The sequence below is a fragment of the Bacillus sp. THAF10 genome (assembly GCF_009363695.1).
In the GTDB taxonomy this organism is placed as follows: Bacteria; Bacillota; Bacilli; order Bacillales; family Bacillaceae_I; genus Sutcliffiella_A.
Genome location: NZ_CP045403.1, coordinates 3691443 through 3707421, shown reverse-complemented (window position 1 = coordinate 3707421; position 15979 = coordinate 3691443). Strand labels below are relative to the sequence as shown.

The window sequence follows — 15979 nt, the reverse complement described above, 5'->3', positions numbered from 1 at the left end:
TGGGGCACGTGTTGTTGTGCCTCTTTTATTTGTTTGTTGTTTGCAGGAATGTGGGGGCTTTTGTCGAAAGTTTTGTGAAGAGAAGAAGGGGAGGTAGAAAGGGACAGGCATTTAGATCGGTTTTAGAAAGACCGTTATATAGGCCAATTCTATCTTACTTTACTTCCCACAAACTCAAAAACAAGCAGTAAGGTTACGTGGAACATCAACCATTCGAATAATAGTGTAAACGTTAGACCAATTTACAAAAAGAGGAGTAAAGAAAGCAGAGAACCATGCATCTGCTACCTTTACTCCTCTTTCTCTTACTTCAATCTAATCTGGACTGGCTTGCTTTCCTGTGTATGAATGGTTTTTGGTGGTTTCTTTTGTATAGCCGTTCTCTTTATCTCGCTTGTTACATGGTGCATCATATCGCCTACATCATGAGCGGACTCGATTAAAGGTTCAACGGCTTTCATTTTTCCTTTTACATCGTCAGAAATTTGGTTGGCGTTATGAAGTAAATCCTCGGCTTCCTCTGTTATTCCGTTTACGGCTGTCCGTGCATCAGACAGCGCCTTTTCCGTTTCGGCAAGTGTTGTCATTACTTTTCTTAATGTCATGATCAAATAGATGACAAGAATGGTAAACGCGACGGCTGCAATAATAGCACTCCATTCCAGCATTGAGACCAGCTCCCTTCTTTTACTCTAAGTCTATGAGAATGGGGGCTTGGACATTACTTTTATTGAAGACAGGTTTGTTCGCGGTTTAACAGGGAGGATTTTAATGGGTAAAAAGGAAACAATAGAAATGAAACCCTCCTAATATTAAGTTGACACTTAATTAAGCGTGTGCTAAATTATAGACATGATTCAATCTACCATTCATTCATTGTCTGTACCTACCCGCCGTCAAATTTTAGCTTTGTTACGGGATAAGGAGCTTACGTCAACGGAGATCGCATCCAATTTTGATATCTCTCCTCCTGCCATATCCCAACATCTCAAGGTCCTGGAGCAATCCGGTCTTGTCACACTCCGAAAGGAAGGAACGAAACGATACTATCGAGTGAGGAGAGAAGGATTCACGGATATCAAAAACTACATCGACCAATTCTGGGACAACAGCTTGCAACTATTAAAAGAAGCTGCAGAAGCGGAAGAAAGGAAGAAGCATGAGCCAAACGACTGATACTCTCAGAAAGGAAATCTTTATCGAATGTAGCCCTAGTACTCTATTTTCTTTTTTTATCGACCCGGAAAAAATGAATCGCTGGATGGGCAGACATGTCCTGCTTGAACCAAGGGTTGGAGGTAAGTATCGAATTGACATCAACGGGGAAAATATCGCAGTTGGCGAATACAAAGAAATCGTTGTAAATGAAAAAATAGTGATGAGCTGGGGCTGGATGGGGTCTGAAATCATGCCTCCAGGTTCCAGCACCGTAGAGTTCATCCTGACCCCGAGGGAAAATGGAACACTATTGACTCTAATCCATCATGATATCCCTGTTGAAAAGCTCACATCCAACAATAATGGCTGGACCCACTATATGGAACGCATCAAGCAGTTGGGTGAAGGCATTGACCTCGGCCCAGATCCTTGGAGCATATCAAAATAACTACATTGGAGGAATGATTATGACAATCACCATTACTGATAAAATCACATTTAATGCAAAACCAGAACAACTTTTTGAAGCTTTAACGGGCAGTGAGAAGTTTGGATTGGTTACAGGTGCACCTACTGAAATCGATGCCACTGCAGGAGGCGCATTTTCCCTTTTCGGCGGCATGATCCAAGGCAGAATGATTGAAGTGGTACCGAACGAGCGCATCGTCCAAGCATGGCGTGCTGGCAACTGGGATGCAGGTGTTTATTCACTTGTGAAATTTGAGCTACACCAAGATGGGGAAGACACACTGTTAGTATTTGAACATGTTGGTTTTCCAGAAGGGCAAGCAGAACATTTAAAAACAGGGTGGCAGGAAAATTACTGGACGCCACTTAGAAAATATTTGGAGCAGTAAGAACATTGATAATTTAGTAGGAAATCACAACAATAGTATTCGCATCAAAAAACGCTGTTGATTAAAACAATCACAGCGTTTTTGTTCCTTTTTAGTTTAATGGTTCACCGTGAGTATAGTTCAATAATTCTACTTTAGCGGCAGCTAAATCTTTTTCATCAAATTCTTTGTTAAATTGAACAGGGGATACTCCAAATGTTACGGTATCAGTTCCTAATTGCCCTTTTTTGTTTCCGTCGTATGTTTGAACGGTAAATTTGATTACATAAGGATGGCTTAGCTGATTCTCTTTTTCTGATTGGTCTAATTCAACAACATCGTAATTTTTGTCCCACCAGTTATATTGAACTCTGATTGTATCCTTTTTATAATAGTCTGTTACTGCTTGATTTAATTCATCAGTAAACTGGTCCAATATAAAATGGTCGATAGCTTGTTCCATTCCTTTTGAATCGTGTTTATGCTGCTTTTCAGCATTGACGGGCAAGTTATATGCGCACAATGAAATCAGAAGTATTGAGAATATCAACAATTTTTTCATCTAATCAACTCCTTTTTGAATAGTATTTCAAAGAGGAGTTGAAAATATCCAAATAGCAATCGATGGTACGGAGGGACAAGTTCAGTTTTACAGTGGTCTCGGACAGGTTCCGTGTCCCTTGTTGGAAGTATGTTTTGTTCATTATGTTTCTATAGTAATTTTTAAACGAACGTTGGTTAAAATTTGTTTTTGAGGTTATGGTGTGGGGTCTTAATTGCATTCGACTGCGCTCAACTATTTTCGCAGGGTATATTGGGAAAGTTTTTGTGGTGGAGGTCTAATAGGGTTCTTGATGGGAGTGGGAACCCGCGCTGTGGCGGGGATTTGGAGCTTTAAGTGAGTTCACGCGCCAAAAAAAGAAACTTTCGTTAGATAGCACTTTTTAAACAAACGATTGATCAAATTAAATTTTTTTGTTGTGTGTAAAGGCGTGAATTGCATTCGACTACGCTCAACTATTTTCGCGTGGTATAGTTATATAATTTTTGTGAATGGAAGGAGAAGGGTGTCATTTGTAGGCTGGTGAATTAATGTTTGGTAAAGCCTTAATAAGTAGTTCCTTCGTTATTCTTGTAACTGGATTATGTACCTTCTTCTTAACTGAATATTTGTTTTAAAAAAAGAAAGAAACAATTGATGCTTCTTTCCTTTTTGTAATGTTACTGAGATTTACAATAGTATTAATGTGTAGCTCCAAAAGAAACCCTAGAAATTATTACCCCTTTACCTTTTCTGTTACAAGCATTAAGCACCGCGGCTTCGAAATAGGATAAAGGAATCTATCTTTATATATTTGCGTAGTAGTAGGTAACTATAAGATATTGGATTGAAGGTAAAGTAACAAACAGTAAACTACTTTTTCATTATGTTACCCACTTATGGAGTATGACTTTAGGTAGTTGTTAAAATGATCTTAAGTCTTGAGAAAGTTACAACATCTCAGCCTTATAGATGAAAAAGTAATTGATTTAGCTATAATTTTCCTTGATTCATTTTGATGGCATTCTTTCAAACGAATAAAAATAATTAGATCGAAGAGTTTGATACACAGTTCAACGTATAATTCAGTCCTATTTTATCCACTTATTTTTCTCATCAATGCCTCAATAGGTCCCCTCTTAAAGGCTTTACGCCACCAAGTAGACAAGAATGTAGAGAGTATAAAGAAAATTACCGCTATGGTTACCGCAAATGTTAAGGTGTTCTCTGCTAGCCCTCCAAACATAAAGAAAACGGCTAGAACAAGAAAATGACCTACATAGAGGGTAAGAGCAAGCTGTCCTGTGTACACCAATGCTTGTGTGACAGTTGAACTTCTCCATTTTTCAGAAATCATAACACAAAGGAGGATTAAAATAATCGCAGAACTTGTGCTGGATATCATATAAAGGAGGGAGGGGGGCATAGGTTTCGTGTCAAATAAATATAATGCTACTTCAATTCCCACAGCTGATTCAGATAGTTTAATAAAAACATAGGAAGTAGCTTCTGTTAAAAACAGCGTGATGAGTGATACAGTCATAAATTTCTGTTGAATCCTAGGGTTTTGAAGATCGACTCTTCCTAACCACATGCCAAATAGTAGAAAGGCTACCCATGGGAAAATGGGATGGTATCCGTTAAAGAACAGGTTGCTGATAAATCCTTTCCAAGTCCAAAACATTTCGTATTTTTCGAACGTCGTATTCCATCCGTATTCATAGTTAAATAGAAGTTGGAAGGTCTGGGAGGTAAGTACGATTATTACAACAGTTAGGATTAATTTTCTAGAGGAGGCTACAATGAAAAAAGAGGCAATAAACATATAAAAAGCATAATAATGAAGGATGTCTGCGCTCCATTGCATGAGCATAAGAAGTATTCCCAGAACAAATAAAAATAATGAACGTCTCCATATCATTTTGCGATATTCTTTAGAGGAAGTACTCTTCAGCCGTGCTTTCTTAGTCGATAAGGAAATGCCAATTCCTGCAAGTATTACGAAAATCGCTGAAGCTCTGCCTTCAAGTATTCCAGTCAGAGTTACGAGCCAGTCGGGTCCATTTCCTTCTGCATCCATTGAAATTTTGTAATTTACTATGACCATCCCGAGGATAGCTAAGGCACGAGCAATATCGAACCCAAGAATGCGATTCGCTGATTTCCCCATACAATTCACCTCATTTAAATAAACTTTTAACGGAAAATGACCAAATCGAAACTGGATTAAAAGTATAATTCGCGTTTGAATATTTGTCTAACCCATCTACAATAATGGTCAAAAATTCTGCTTGTGTTCGTAAATCATCATCTAAGAGCAATTCATACTCATGTGCAAGTTGTAAAAGATTGAAGAATCCATTCAGAAATTCATCTAATACGTTCTTTAGTGCTTCCGCGTAATGAGAGTCTCGAGTGCTTAAAACGTAATACTCATTCATAATCTTGTTATAGTAATCATCTCTAAGCTGCTTGTTCATCATGTTAACACCATCTTCAATGAGTTTAGATATGAAATTTTCTTTGGTATATTCCTGAGAATTAAAATATTTTGTGAATTTTATTTCTTCAATGATGTGACTAAATAAAGTTTGAATAAGATCCTCTTTTGAATTGAAATAATAATATATAGCTGGCTTTGTAATTCCTATTTCTTTCGCAATAAGAGACATACTTGTTTGTTCAAACCCTTTTTCAGCAAATAGGCGATAGGAGGTAGTTAGAATATTTGTGTATTTTTCATTCATAAAGGACGTCCTTCCTTAAATTACTTACCGGTAGGTAAATACTAACTATAGTTAATATAATTGTCAATATATTCTTGTTGAAACGATATGTTGTGAAATTTTTAATATTGTCAATAACCGATAAAAAGAAGGGTTTTATAGCTGTATGTTGAATGGAAATATTAACTTTTTTGATTTGAAAAACGATGAAAGTTTTTTCGGATCGAATCAAATTCTCAATGGGTAACCAACCTATAATCAAGCTAAGTGAACGCCCAAACACCACACCACTGAAAATAAGAGTTCCGACAACAAATGAACTTTAGCTGAAGTCCATTCTTATTACCCCAATGAAAGCAATTATTGCCCCCAAAAAATGACTTCACCAAACCCTTTGATTTCGATTAATAAGTTGAAATTGTATTGTTTCTTGAGTTCATTTTACAAGTTCAGTTATATTCAAGCCTTAAAGAAAAGGCTGCAATTGTGGAATAACAAAGGTAGAAAAAATTTGAACTTTTTTATGAAATGATGAAGAATTAAATTAAAAGAAGAGTCTTGTGAAATTTAACTATCTACGATAAAGTAATGAACGAATTATTAGTAAATTATTGGAAGTGAGAGGGGGCTTTGAGATGAACAACATTGAAAAGTTTGATGCTGTAGCTAAACAGGCTGTAGATCGCTATGATATACAAATTAATGAAATAAGCTTTTTAGCAGAAGAAACAAATATTTTATACAAATTGAGTGATGTCAAAGGGAATAAATTTTTATTGAAAATTTTTCAAGAAAACTCAAGCACTTTAGAAGATAATTTATTGGAAGTATTCATGATGAATCTTGTAAGCCACAAAGGTGGAATCTCTATTCCGTCAATCCTGTCATCTAAAGGCGGAAGTAAAATACAAGAAATAAAGTTAGATGATGGTAGTTCCCCTATGCAAGTTGCTCTCTACAGTTGGTTAGAGGGGAAAGATTTAGATGGAAATGAAACGGGAGAGAGATTTATTCAATTAGGAGAACTAACTGCCCAACTGCACGGTGCAACTTACGGTGAAGAGATTCCAAAGACTTTTTCACCCAAGAGATGGGATAGTGTATTCTATTATCAAGAAGACCCAGTGGTATATAAAGATAGTAAATATCAGCGTTACTTATCAAGAGAATACCATGAAATCATGGATAGGATAATCCCATATTTAAATAATCAATTATCGCGATATTATCAAAAAAATGAAGAACATCTTCAACTTATTCATAGTGATTTAAACCCTTGGAACGTCTTGGTTAGAGGAAATGACATGCATATTATTGATTTTGAAGATGTATTGCTTGGATTGCCCCTACATGACATTGCTATCTTATTATACTATTACAGATATGAGGAAGAATATAACTTCGATGACGTAAAACGCCTTTTCTCCAGTGGGTATGAAAAAGTAAGACCATTCCCAGTGTTTGAAGAATTTGACTTAGATTTGTTAATGACCGCTAGGAGGGTAAACTTCCTAAACTATATTTTAATTGTAAGCGAAGATCCACGTACCTTTATTGAAAAAAGCCTACCAAGAGTCAAGGAGTTTATTCAGAAATATAAATTAGAAATTTAGTAAACTATTATTACAGTAACTGAGAGATTTATTAATAAATTCAGGTGAACAACAGATTCAATTACTGTGCAAGACGAGGATATAATGTAGCAAGAATATGGCGCCATTCTGGCCCAAGAATTGGCGCTCTGTTTAAATTAGATGTTGTAAATTATTTTATCTGATAATATTTTTTAACACATAAAGGTACATCATTTAAATTCTCGCGATTCTTTAAATTTGATAATAAGTCATTTTCATTATTAATAGCACTAAAAAATGTGAATATTTCATTTTGGATCAAATTTTCCAGTTCTTCTTTTCTGTCTTTATCAGTAATAGAAGTATCTAAATTTAATAAATTCATCATTCGTGTAAAATCGCTACCATTTAAAGAACCTAAAGAATGATATATATGCATCACTAGCCCATCAAGCTCAATATTCTTAATAGTAATCCCATAGTCTAAATAGTAATAGTTTCCGAATCTTGATCTTGATAATATGATGATCTTTATAAGTTCATCATTGGTCATAGTCCACTTCCTGCCTTTTTTTATAAAAGAATTCGTTTTAAATAAGCCATCCAAAAATTTTACCAATTCTTCCTTAGTCATATTTCCTCTCCTCTTAAAAAGCCGTATTCCATTTTCTATCAAAACGTTTTAAGAATATTTTATATTAAGCATTGTGAAATATTATGATTTATACGATAATATGAAAATAATGGTAAATAAAATGGAATTATTTGTATTGGGTGAAGTGTTCATAATGTAGCTTGGGAGTCACTGCATTTTTTTGTTTTTAGATTACTAATGTTGGAATTATACAAATGGAGATGGATAAATACGTGAAGATTACTTTAGAAAATAATAATCAGAAATTCCCTTTTGTTGAAACAGTTATTATTTATTTAACTGGACTTTATTTATTTCTTACTGGTTTAATTTCGGGTACCTTCTTTGTAAAATCTCTATTTTTAATGATTATTATAATGCTTACACTTTTGTTTATTAGACGGAAAAGCAAAGCATTCTCAATCATATTGACGATTTAAGTTTGAAAAGATATCATTTTTTGAAAACATCGGATTTCCCTTGTACATTAATTATTCTTTTAAGAATATATATTGAATTAAGATAGATAAAATACTAGTATTGAGATGCGGCCGTAATAAATTTCCAATTTTGCAAAATTGTGCTTTGCTACCCTTGAAGTATTTTAACTGAAAAGCAGAGAAACAATTGGACTTTTGTTAATCTCCAAAACTTTAACTTATATTACTTAAACAATAGTTAAATAGCTAACACCTCATTCATTATATTTTTTTACTAACCTAAGAGGTTTTTAAGACCACATTTTTTTATAAAGAATGGAGGGATATATATGATTTCCAATATCTTCACTACAACTATTTTAGTAATAGTATCCTTGATTGCTATACTATTTTGGTTTACTATTGGTCAAGCTTTAATTAAAAATAGTAAGCTAAAAGGTGTTGCTTTAGTATTAGTAATTCTAAGCGCTATGTTAAAGTTAATTGAAGATTTTATATTAAGAGTAAACAACGGTGTTTTAACATATTTAAGTCTAATTGCATTAATTTTATCTTTATTTCTCTTTCTCTTTTCATTTAAAAAATTTCAAGGAAAGGAAAATTGAAGAATGGCTCAAAAATTTGCACTAGTGGCTCATTCTTTCTGCAATATTCAACCTTAATGGGTTAAATTGATGAATGATGAATTGGACTTAAAAAAGGTCTTATAAAAAGCCCCGTATCTTTAATACGAGGCTCCCTTCATGTCACCTTTCACATGCCCAATCATCTTTATCACGGTCATGCTTACTAGCATATGCAGGATGATCGGATGCTACTCCATCTGGATATACCTTTCTTAACTCGGTACAATTTTTATAATATTCCTTCCCACTACCACCTGTCGTGGAAGTGGATGAATCGTTATTAGAAGTTTCCTTTGATGAGCTTGTGGTGTTACTACTGTTACCCGTATCTAAGTCTCCTTTAGTTGTCCCCTCTGGCCCATATGCCCATAGTCCAGTACTGTTTTCACGGGCTTCTCTTGCAAACTGCACAAAGTGCTCGCTATATTTGACGTCAGGAGGGTAGGTGGAAGGCTCGGCGTATCCATTGATTACTAGATCTGCGTTAAACATCTTATCTCTTATCTCTGTTTCGTCCATATCGTTCGTCGGTATCGCTAACCAGACAAGACGTAGAATTCTGTCATAACGGTCTGCTTCTGAAACATCCTTTTGAATCCAAACTTGCTTGCCTTCTAATTTCGATTGGGTGTAATTACTTGCTTCTTTTCCGTAGTCTTCGGTTCGATTTGTCGATTCAGGTGTGTTAACTCCTATTAATCTAACTTTTCTTCCATCTGAGAGTTCGATGGTATCTCCGTCAATCACTCTCGCTACCGTAACAGCTTCTAGACCTAGAGCCTGCAAGTGTTCCTTTTCTTTCTTAGCAGCTTCCTCTTTTGCCTTTTGCTCTTCTATGGCTTTTTCCTCAGCAGCCTTTTCTTCGGCTTCCGCTTTTGCTTCCTCTTCGGCCTCTTCGTTATTATTTTCTTGGGCTTCCTCATTTGTCTCCACAGAATCGTTACTTTCTGTTGTCTGTTCTGCACTAGTGCAGGCAGTAGAGAACGAAATGAACAATAAAGCAATTAGTAAGTAGAAATATTTCATCGTAATTCCCCCAGGTGCTGTCTATTTTTACCTTCTAATTATAATTCGTTTGTAGCGATAATCCTATAGTCCTTTGGTACGGAGGGACGGGTTCCGTGTCCCAGTTTGACCCCTCGTTCCGATTTGTTCATTTTATTCCTATAGTATTTTTCAATCAAACGTTTGTTCAAATCTGTTTTTTGTGTTGTTGTGTAGGGGGTGAAATGCATTCGACTGCGCTCAACTATTTTCGCGTGGTATATTGGGAAAGTTTTGTGTAATTGGTTTGTTGATGAGAGTGGGAACCCGCGCCGCTGTGAGGTTTTGGGACTTTAGATGGGACACGAACAAAGAGAAGATATTTTGCTTAGATAGCTATTTTCAAACGAACGTTTGATCAAGCGGATTTCTTTAGTTGAGGATAAAGGGGTGAATGATGTTCGACTGCGCTCAACTATTTTCGCAGGGTATACTTGCATAATTTTATTGTCAGGGGCAGGATCTTAAATAGCACAGTACATAAAACCAAAAGTGCATCTCAACTTTTTTTATATTTAGATACATGTTCAAGAAACCTTCTCTAGAATGATTCGTACAATTAATAATCTGAAAACAAATCGTTGGTGGTGAACTCATATGAAAAACAAGGGGAGAAGTTACGTCGCAATAAGCCTTTTACTATTGCTAATTACCGCAGTGATTGCCAACACAATCATAAACTGGTCTAACCCAAGAGCGTGGGTGTCCATCTTTATTATTCTTATGCCCTACAGTTTAATCGTACTATTTGTTTTCCTAAAAGATACCTTTAAATAGAGGGCGGCGAGGTACAATGCCCCAGAGATTCTCCTAAATTACTTATTCCCCACTTTTCGCTTTCTCCCATCCACCACAAAACTATAACTAATCCGTTGCTCGGTACAAAAAATCGAATAGATCACCGCTGCTTTTTGGGTTTGTTGGCGCATGGTTTGGGTGGAGATTGGGATTTCGAGTTTGGTGTAGTTGTGGAAGCGGAGGGTGCAGTGGGTGTTTGTGTTGGTTTGGATGACTTCCTTGATTTGGTGGTACATAATCCAGGTGCAGTCGGGGTGCTCAGGGGTGTGGGTAGGTAGGGCGATGATGCCGAGAACTTCTGAGATCAAGACGGGTGTTTTCTGGACGTAGTTGGTGAGCTTGATGGTAGCTTCGCGGCGGCCGTCATAGGAGGCGCCAAATTGGATGCAGCTCCTGGCGAGGATGTCGATGGGGCGATCGGTTGTGTAGAAGTGGGACATGGGGTCAGGTCCCTCGTCCCTATGTTCCTATAGTACTTTTTAAACGAACGTTGGTTAAAATCTGATTTTGAGGTTGTTGTGTAGGGGCTAAAGTGCATTCGACTGCGCTCAACTATTTTCGCAGAGTATATTAGTATAGTTATTTAAAGGAAGACAGGATTTCAAAAGGAATGGTTTTTTCAACTAGTCATTTGAAAAACCTGTCCATTTGACGGGCCATAATTTTAATATCAAATTTTTACAAATACATAGTTCTTTCGACACGGAACTGTTATTCTAGTAATAGTAGAAAGTTAGCTTAACAGATGAGGAGTAAATACACGATGTCGGGAAGTTATTGTACAAATTGTGGGCAGCAGTATTCGGAAGGACAAAAATTTTGTGGGAGTTGTGGCGTTGAATTAAATGGGAAGCAGGCGGATGATTCCAGTAAGACAATAGACTATTATGTGAGTCCAAAGCCTTCCATCATACCAACACTTCAAAACCTCCTTAAAAATCGTAAACTCTTAGCAGTTATCGGGGGTGTGATTGGTGCTATCATCATTGCGCTAACAATCATTCCTGGAAATAACTCACCTTCCAATGTAGCAGAAGAGTTTATTGTACATACCCAAAATGGAGATTATGAAAGTGCAGAAGCGTTATGGTCACAGGATGGAATTGATTATATGCTGTCTCAATTAATGGGCGATGAAAGATGGATTGAACAAAACATGCGAAACTTTACCCATCGCACGGATGGTGACCTAGACGAATTTGAAATTACGGAAGAAGAAAAAGTAGATAACGATATGACTATCGTATATGCTGACTTTACCTTTGATAATGGAAAAAGAGAGACAGCAGAACTTGCCATGGTGAAGGAAGAAGGAAAATGGAAGGTCTTTGCTTTTAATAGTTATTAAGTAAAAAGAGGAGTAAAGACTGCAGACCCGCAGCTTTCTTTACCCCTCTTTCTCTTATTTCAATCGAATTTGGACAAGTGATCGGGAGAAAGGGATTCGCTTTACAAAGTGAAGCTATTTTTCTTGTATAGCTTTTTCTAAACAAACGTTCGATCAAGCGGGAATTTGTGCTTGTGAATAGTTGGGCAAATAACATTCGACTGAGCTCAACTATTTTCGCTAGGTATAGTTGTATAATTTTTTTGTGAAGGATAAAGGCGATAGACTCTATTGTCCTTAAACGAGAGGGTAGCGCCTATCCCTTTATTTTATATTTGAGAAAAAATAAATTTATTGGATAGATTAGTAGCAAAAAAATACAGAATTTTCTCAATACAAATAGGTTGGAATCTTTCATATAATTAACTTAAGAAAGTAGAGGTGGTGGCGCTTGTCCATATCCACCTGAACCAACACGATAAGTAATCAGAAAAAAGGAGAATTAATTTATTCTTCTTCTTTTTTTCATTTATAGAATTTCGCACTGAAAATAATTTAATGGGAGTTAAATGATGAAAAAAACGCTGCTATTCATCCTATTGCTCAGTCTAATCCTATTGGTAAGTTACTATTTTTTCGTAAAAAAAGCATCCAGCACGGTAGAAATCGCATATCCAGAAGAAAATTGGGAGGTTGCTAGTGAGGATGAAGTAATTTTTCCAGAGGACAGGAAACAAGGCCTATTACATGCACTGGAAAAACGACCAGAGATTCATACCATGCTTGTCATCAAGGAAGGAAAGGTAGTAGTAGATTACGGGCATGGGTTAAATTCCAATGACTCCATATACTCCGTTAATTCTGTAACAAAAAGTGTTGTTTCTATCCTCATCGGCATGGCTATACATAACGGGCATATTGAAGAAGCAAATCAGCCCATTGAAGATTTTATACCTGAAATGAAGGATATGGAAAATTACGAAACGCTTAAAACCCTTACCATAAAAGACTTATTGACAATGAGATCAGGTCTCAGGTGGAATCAAGACCTTGAAACTGCTTATAGAGGGGAAAGAGATATGATTAACTATGTTTTGAATAGACCTTTCGTCCAAGAGCCTGACACACAATTCACTTATAACTCTGGAACATCCAATATTTTAGCCATCATTTTAGAACGAGCGACTGGTCAAAGCCTACTGGACTTTGCAGAGGAAAATCTATTTAGCCAATTAAAAATAGATAAATACGAGTGGGAAAAGCAAGGAGAGCACTATAGAGGCGCGAGGGGCCTATTTATTCTTCCATACGATTTGGCTAAAATAGGCTACCTTATGCTACACGATGGCGTTTGGAAAGAAGAAAGGTTGTTGCCCGAAGGCTGGGTGGAGGAAAGCACCAACATCTATTCTGATGGCAGCTATAACCAAACAGATGGATATGGATACCAATGGTGGATAGGTAAATATGGTCAAGGAAAGGAATATTTCTTTGGATCTGGTGGTTTGGGGCAAAACATCTTTATCGTACCAGAAGAAGATTTGATTGTCGTGTTCACAGCAAGAATCCTAAACCATGACAATAGTATCTACTATGCATTACTGAGAAACTACTTAATTGATTATATAGAAATCAAGCGGTGAAGAGGTAGATACTAATGATTATCGAGCAAAGGAAACATTTTAATACTGAAGGCGTTTTCTGAGCTGGCAAATTATTGTTCTTCTGCTTTTGTTACGCACTGAAAATTATTTATAGGAGTTAAATGATGAAAAAAATCCTGATATTCACCCTATTGCTCAGTCTAATTATATATAGTAGTTACTATTTTTTCGTAAAAAAAGCATCCAGCACGATAGAAACTCCATATCCAGAAGAAGGTTGGGAGGTTGCTAGTGAGGATGAAGTAATTTTTCCAGAGGACAGGAAACAAGGCCTATTACATGCACTGGAAAAACGACCAGAGATTCATACCATGCTCGTTATAAAGGAAGGAAAGGTAGTAGTAGATTACGGGCATGGGTTAAATTCCAATGACTCCATTTATTCTGTTAATTCGGTCACAAAGAGTGTTCTTTCTATCCTCATCGGCATGGCTATACATAACGGACATATGGAAGGTGCAAATCAGCCCATTGAAGATTTTATCCCTGAAATAAAGGACATGGAAAATTACGAAACGCTTAAAACCCTTACCATAAAAGACTTATTGACGATGAGGTCTGGTCTTAGATGGAATAAAAACCTTGAAACTGCTTATAAAGGGCAAAGAGATATGATTGACTATGTTTTGAATAGACCATTCGTGCAAGAGCCGGACACACAATTCACTTATAACTCTGGAACATCCAATTTATTAGCCATCATTTTAGAACGAGCGACTGGTCAAAGCCTACTAGACTTTGCAGAAGAAAATCTATTTAGCCAATTAAAAATAGATAAATACGAGTGGGAAAAGCAAGGAGAGCACTATAGAGGCGGAAGGGGACTGTTTATTCTTCCATATGATTTGGCTAAACTAGGCTACCTGATGCTTCACGATGGCGTTTGGGAAGAAGAAAGGTTGTTACCAGAAGGTTGGGTGGAAGAAAGCACCAACATCTATTCTGATGGCAGGTATATAAACACTGACGGGTATGGCTACCAATGGTGGGTAGGTAAGTATGCCGGAGGAAAGGAATATTTCTTTGGCTATGGTGATAAAGGGCAAAACATATTTGTCATACCTGAAGAAGATTTAGTCGTTGTTTTCACAGCCCGTATCTTAGACAATGACCTAAGCATCTACTATGCATTACTGAGAAACTACTTAATTGATTACATCGAAATAAAGCGGTGAAGTGAAAGCATGGGAATAGTTACAAGTAATTTAGTGGTAACCCCACAAGGAACTCCAATACACATTTGGTCCAGGAACTGGAGGAGGTTCAAGTGACCCAGGCAGTGGTAGTGGCGGTGGAGGGTACCCACCAGAACCTACACCATAATTTAGTAGAAAAAAGGAGAATAATTTATGTTCTTCTTTTTTCTTTTATCAAATTTTCCAACTATGTACCTCATTAATTTAACAAGGAGTTTAATTATGAAAAAAACTCTTGGAGTCATAGTGTTGATCTGGTTCATTTTTTTTGTAAGTTATTATTCTTTTATCGATAATACATCCAGTACAATGGAAGTCCCTTTTCCAAAAGAAGATTGGGAGTTTGCTATTGAGAATGAAGTAACCTTTCCGGCAGAAAGAAAAGCTGGGATAAATCATGCACTGGAAAAACGACCAGAGATTCACACTATGCTTGTTGTCAAGGAAGGCAAGGTAGTAATAGATTACGGGCAAGGAATAAATTCTAACGACTCAATTTATCGAGTTAACTCGGTAACCAAGAGTGTTGTATCTATCCTCATTGGAATGGCTATACATAAAGGGCATATTGAACATGTTGAGCAGCCCATTGAAGATTTTATACCTGAAATTAAGGAAATGGAAAATTACGAAACACTTAAAACACTAACTATAAAACATTTATTGACGATGAGGTCTGGACTCAAATGGAGTAAAGATTTAGAAACTGCTAGGATCGGACAAAGAGATGTGATTGATTATGTTTTAACTAAACCATTCGTTCAAGATCCTGATAAACTATTCACTTATAGCTCAGGGACAACAGATATTTTAGCAATTATTTTAGAACGGGCAACTGGTAAAACTCTGGTGGAGTTTGCAGAGGAAAATCTATTTAGTCAATTAAAAATTGATAAATATGAGTGGGAAAAACGTGGAGACCAATATAAAGGCGGAAGTGGACTGTATATCCTCCCATATGATTTGGCTAAATTAGGCTACCTTATGCTACACGATGGCGTTTGGAAAGAAGAAAGATTATTGCCAGAAGGTTGGGTGGAGGATAGCACCAATATTTATTCTGATGGGAGCTATTTAAACACTGACGGGTATGGCTACCAATGGTGGATAGGAAAATATGGGAGAGGAAAAGAGTATTTCTTTGCATCTGGTGATATGGGGCAAGGTTTATTTGTCATACCTGAAGAGGATTTAATCGTCGTGTTCACAGCTCGCATCCTAGACAATGACATAAATATTTACTATGCATTACTGAGAAACTACTTAATTGATCATATAGAAATTAAGCGGTGAAGTGCTCATGAGACTTTTCAGTTTGTAACCATAAAAAGCAATGAAAATTGTAGAATAAAAATGGTTTGGAAATTTGATAAAAATTATATAAATTTGATAGATTAATCGCTCAAAAATCGATA

16 protein-coding genes are annotated in these 15979 nt (G+C 36.4%); 9 read left to right on the top strand and 7 right to left on the bottom strand.

The window, feature by feature from the left end:
- Positions 1-305: 305 nt before the first annotated feature.
- Complete coding sequence (locus tag FIU87_RS18945) at positions 306-668, bottom strand: DUF948 domain-containing protein (protein WP_152446025.1); 363 nt, start codon at positions 666-668, stop codon at positions 306-308.
- A gap of 184 nt (positions 669-852) precedes the next feature.
- Between FIU87_RS18945 and FIU87_RS18940 the strand changes: the two genes are divergently transcribed.
- From FIU87_RS18940 to FIU87_RS18930, 3 genes are read left to right on the top strand one after another with little or no spacing between them, the layout of a single operon-like run.
- The gene (locus FIU87_RS18940) at positions 853-1176 is read left to right on the top strand and encodes an ArsR/SmtB family transcription factor (protein WP_152446024.1); all 324 of its coding nucleotides are present in this window, start codon (positions 853-855) and stop codon (positions 1174-1176) included.
- Complete coding sequence (locus FIU87_RS18935) at positions 1160-1606, top strand: SRPBCC family protein (protein WP_152446023.1); 447 nt, start codon at positions 1160-1162, stop codon at positions 1604-1606. Before FIU87_RS18940 ends, FIU87_RS18935 begins: the two co-directional genes overlap by 17 nt.
- A gap of 19 nt (positions 1607-1625) precedes the next feature.
- Positions 1626-2015 carry an SRPBCC family protein gene (locus tag FIU87_RS18930; RefSeq protein WP_152446022.1) on the top strand — a complete coding sequence of 130 codons (390 nt, stop codon included), beginning with the start codon at positions 1626-1628 and terminating at the stop codon, positions 2013-2015.
- Between the two features lie 91 nt (positions 2016-2106).
- On the opposite strand, the gene FIU87_RS18925 is transcribed toward FIU87_RS18930, so the two are convergent.
- The 3 genes from FIU87_RS18925 to FIU87_RS18915 form a co-directional block, all read right to left on the bottom strand.
- Positions 2107-2556 carry a DUF3888 domain-containing protein gene (locus FIU87_RS18925; RefSeq protein WP_152446021.1) on the bottom strand — a complete coding sequence of 150 codons (450 nt, stop codon included), beginning with the start codon at positions 2554-2556 and terminating at the stop codon, positions 2107-2109.
- Positions 2557-3631: 1075 nt separating this feature from the next.
- A complete protein-coding gene (locus tag FIU87_RS18920) occupies positions 3632-4705 on the bottom strand; it encodes a DUF418 domain-containing protein (protein WP_152446020.1) in 1074 nt (357 codons plus the stop codon).
- Between the two features lie 10 nt (positions 4706-4715).
- The gene (locus FIU87_RS18915; protein ID WP_152446019.1) at positions 4716-5282 is read right to left on the bottom strand and encodes a TetR/AcrR family transcriptional regulator; all 567 of its coding nucleotides are present in this window, start codon (positions 5280-5282) and stop codon (positions 4716-4718) included.
- 614 nt (positions 5283-5896) lie between these two features.
- Here FIU87_RS18915 and FIU87_RS18910 point away from each other — a divergent pair.
- Positions 5897-6874 carry a phosphotransferase enzyme family protein gene (locus FIU87_RS18910; RefSeq protein WP_152446018.1) on the top strand — a complete coding sequence of 326 codons (978 nt, stop codon included), beginning with the start codon at positions 5897-5899 and terminating at the stop codon, positions 6872-6874.
- 151 nt (positions 6875-7025) lie between these two features.
- On the opposite strand, the gene FIU87_RS18905 is transcribed toward FIU87_RS18910, so the two are convergent.
- Positions 7026-7469: a DUF4304 domain-containing protein gene (locus FIU87_RS18905; RefSeq protein ID WP_152446017.1), complete on the bottom strand. Its 444-nt coding sequence runs from the start codon at positions 7467-7469 to the stop codon at positions 7026-7028.
- A 769-nt stretch (positions 7470-8238) separates the two neighbouring features.
- Here FIU87_RS18905 and FIU87_RS18900 point away from each other — a divergent pair.
- Complete coding sequence (locus tag FIU87_RS18900) at positions 8239-8514, top strand: hypothetical protein (protein WP_152446016.1); 276 nt, start codon at positions 8239-8241, stop codon at positions 8512-8514.
- A gap of 141 nt (positions 8515-8655) precedes the next feature.
- Here FIU87_RS18900 and FIU87_RS18895 read toward each other — a convergent pair whose 3' ends face one another.
- Both FIU87_RS18895 and FIU87_RS18890 read right to left on the bottom strand, forming a co-directional pair.
- Positions 8656-9561 carry a thermonuclease family protein gene (locus FIU87_RS18895; protein WP_152446015.1) on the bottom strand — a complete coding sequence of 302 codons (906 nt, stop codon included), beginning with the start codon at positions 9559-9561 and terminating at the stop codon, positions 8656-8658.
- Between the two features lie 833 nt (positions 9562-10394).
- Positions 10395-10817, bottom strand: coding sequence for a competence protein ComK (locus FIU87_RS18890; protein WP_152446014.1), 423 nt, complete (start codon positions 10815-10817; stop codon positions 10395-10397).
- Positions 10818-11140: 323 nt separating this feature from the next.
- Here FIU87_RS18890 and FIU87_RS18885 point away from each other — a divergent pair, with 323 nt between their 5' ends.
- From FIU87_RS18885 to FIU87_RS18870, 4 genes are all read left to right on the top strand, one after another.
- Complete coding sequence (locus FIU87_RS18885; protein WP_172971121.1) at positions 11141-11725, top strand: zinc ribbon domain-containing protein; 585 nt, start codon at positions 11141-11143, stop codon at positions 11723-11725.
- A gap of 548 nt (positions 11726-12273) precedes the next feature.
- Complete coding sequence (locus FIU87_RS18880; protein ID WP_152446012.1) at positions 12274-13347, top strand: serine hydrolase domain-containing protein; 1074 nt, start codon at positions 12274-12276, stop codon at positions 13345-13347.
- A gap of 122 nt (positions 13348-13469) precedes the next feature.
- Complete coding sequence (locus FIU87_RS18875) at positions 13470-14543, top strand: serine hydrolase domain-containing protein (RefSeq protein WP_152446011.1); 1074 nt, start codon at positions 13470-13472, stop codon at positions 14541-14543.
- Between the two features lie 243 nt (positions 14544-14786).
- Positions 14787-15857, top strand: a complete 1071-nt coding sequence (locus tag FIU87_RS18870) for a serine hydrolase domain-containing protein (protein ID WP_172971120.1) — start codon at positions 14787-14789, stop codon at positions 15855-15857.
- The last annotated feature ends 122 nt before the right edge of the window (positions 15858-15979 follow it).

Coding starts and splice junctions, on each gene's coding strand:
- FIU87_RS18945 (WP_152446025.1), bottom strand. CDS start 668: ATGCTGGAATGGAGTGCTATTATTGCAGCCGTCGCGTTTACCATTCTT.
- FIU87_RS18940 (WP_152446024.1), top strand. CDS start 853: ATGATTCAATCTACCATTCATTCATTGTCTGTACCTACCCGCCGTCAA.
- FIU87_RS18935 (WP_152446023.1), top strand. CDS start 1,160: ATGAGCCAAACGACTGATACTCTCAGAAAGGAAATCTTTATCGAATGT.
- FIU87_RS18930 (WP_152446022.1), top strand. CDS start 1,626: ATGACAATCACCATTACTGATAAAATCACATTTAATGCAAAACCAGAA.
- FIU87_RS18925 (WP_152446021.1), bottom strand. CDS start 2,556: ATGAAAAAATTGTTGATATTCTCAATACTTCTGATTTCATTGTGCGCA.
- FIU87_RS18920 (WP_152446020.1), bottom strand. CDS start 4,705: ATGGGGAAATCAGCGAATCGCATTCTTGGGTTCGATATTGCTCGTGCC.
- FIU87_RS18915 (WP_152446019.1), bottom strand. CDS start 5,282: ATGAATGAAAAATACACAAATATTCTAACTACCTCCTATCGCCTATTT.
- FIU87_RS18910 (WP_152446018.1), top strand. CDS start 5,897: ATGAACAACATTGAAAAGTTTGATGCTGTAGCTAAACAGGCTGTAGAT.
- FIU87_RS18905 (WP_152446017.1), bottom strand. CDS start 7,469: ATGACTAAGGAAGAATTGGTAAAATTTTTGGATGGCTTATTTAAAACG.
- FIU87_RS18900 (WP_152446016.1), top strand. CDS start 8,239: ATGATTTCCAATATCTTCACTACAACTATTTTAGTAATAGTATCCTTG.
- FIU87_RS18895 (WP_152446015.1), bottom strand. CDS start 9,561: ATGAAATATTTCTACTTACTAATTGCTTTATTGTTCATTTCGTTCTCT.
- FIU87_RS18890 (WP_152446014.1), bottom strand. CDS start 10,817: ATGTCCCACTTCTACACAACCGATCGCCCCATCGACATCCTCGCCAGG.
- FIU87_RS18885 (WP_172971121.1), top strand. CDS start 11,141: ATGTCGGGAAGTTATTGTACAAATTGTGGGCAGCAGTATTCGGAAGGA.
- FIU87_RS18880 (WP_152446012.1), top strand. CDS start 12,274: ATGATGAAAAAAACGCTGCTATTCATCCTATTGCTCAGTCTAATCCTA.
- FIU87_RS18875 (WP_152446011.1), top strand. CDS start 13,470: ATGATGAAAAAAATCCTGATATTCACCCTATTGCTCAGTCTAATTATA.
- FIU87_RS18870 (WP_172971120.1), top strand. CDS start 14,787: ATGAAAAAAACTCTTGGAGTCATAGTGTTGATCTGGTTCATTTTTTTT.